Source organism: Micromonospora sp. NPDC048830 (assembly GCF_043198215.1).
In the GTDB taxonomy this organism is placed as follows: domain Bacteria; phylum Actinomycetota; class Actinomycetes; order Mycobacteriales; family Micromonosporaceae; genus Micromonospora.
The window spans coordinates 1-1,508 of record NZ_JBICUP010000132.1; the positions used below are offsets into that span (position 1 = coordinate 1).

At 66.7% G+C, this 1,508-nt stretch carries 1 protein-coding gene; it reads left to right on the forward strand.

From position 1 onward, the window contains the following. Positions 1-121: 121 nt before the first annotated feature. Positions 122-1,508, forward strand: a 1,387-nt coding sequence (locus ACGFIZ_RS34230; protein WP_393427454.1) for a hypothetical protein, incomplete at its 3' end; no start/stop codon positions are given.

Below are 1,508 nucleotides of genomic sequence, written 5' to 3' on the forward strand. Positions count from 1 at the left end.
TGGCTTCCGGCCCGTCGAGGGCGGTCGCAACCTCCGTGAGACGTTGGCGATCAGACAACTCCCAGACGGGGTGGTTCTGCCCGAGGAGGGGCGGACGGCTGAGGGAACGTTGAGGGAGTGGGTGACCGACTGGGCCAAATCGCTGAAGGGCCAGCTCGGCCCCGACGGCCACCCCTACAGCCCCGATTCGGTGCACGACTGGTCCGGTGGCCTCGTCAGCACATGGAAAGTCGGGAATTTGTGGCAGAAGATGCCGCAGGTGCACGTGGGTGGGGCACAGCAGGGTCCTGGCCCACTGCCCCAGGAGCGGGAACAGTGGCTGGAGAAGATGGTTGCCTTCCAGCCCGGCGCCAATGGCGCCAGCACCCTGAAGGAGTTCCTGGAGACGCAGCGGCGTCCAGAGTGGATGAGCCTGAAAAGGCGAGCTAGAAAACTAAACGAGCAGACGTGGCCCTTGGTGAAAGATTGGGCCCGGGAGAAGGTGGGCCAGCGCGTCGCCAGCGGCCGCGGTATTTGGTCACTGTCCGGCGACGTAGCCAAGCTGTCCGGTGGCCTCATCAGCCAGTCGGGGGTCTTCGCGGCGTGGAGGGAGGACGCGGGCGGGTCACAGCCGCGTTCTGGCCAGCTACCCGAGGGGTCCGGGGCGCCGAACGAGGCAGAGATCGAAGTGCTGTCCCACGTGGCGTTGGGAGAGTCAGATACCACCATCGCGGCGCCGATGCCTGGCGGGCAGGGTGTCGGCGTGGCGGGGGTCGACGCGCTGGACCGGGCTGGTGCGATGGCTTCCGGGGACGACGGTCCGCCTCTCCTGAACTACGTGGCTTTTGGTGAGGATGGGGCCGATCATGGTCGGCTAGAGGTGGACCTTGGTGGCCGGGTGTTGTTTGAGTTGTCGGAGGGGTGGGAGAACCCGTTTCCGCAGGACATCGAGATGACCGGTACCTTCAGTCCACAGCATTCTTCGCCGGACGTCACGGGCATGGGTGGGATCGACGCGTCGGATCCGGGCCCTGCGGCTGTTTTCGAGGGATCAGCTGTCGGTGCTGGTGCTGGGTTGGTTCGGCCCGGCGCGCAGGGTGTTGGCGCGGCGGAGATCGGCGCGTCGGACTGGGCTGGTGCGATGCCTTCCGGGGGGGGTTCCGATGGGTCGGCTGGTGGTGTGGTCGATTCCGCACCGCCTGTGCCGTCGGTGGGGGTGCCGGTTGATCGTTCGCTGTTGTCGGCGTTGGTGGCTGAAAATCCGGCGGGTGTGCGGGAGTTGTTGGGTCCGGTTCTGGACGGGGATCTGGTGGGGTTCTTGTCGGATCCTGACGAGGTGCGGGCCGAGTTGGGGCGGGCTGGTGAGCCCGATGGGGAACGGCTCGCGCAGGTGACTGAGCTCTTGCAGGTCCGGGTTGGCCACTGGCTGGTCGAAAATAGGGCGGGGTTGCCGGCGGAGGTGTTGCGGCAGCGGGTTTTCCTGCCGTATTTGGGGCAGCGGGCGCGGGAGCTTCAGGAGCAGGATCCTG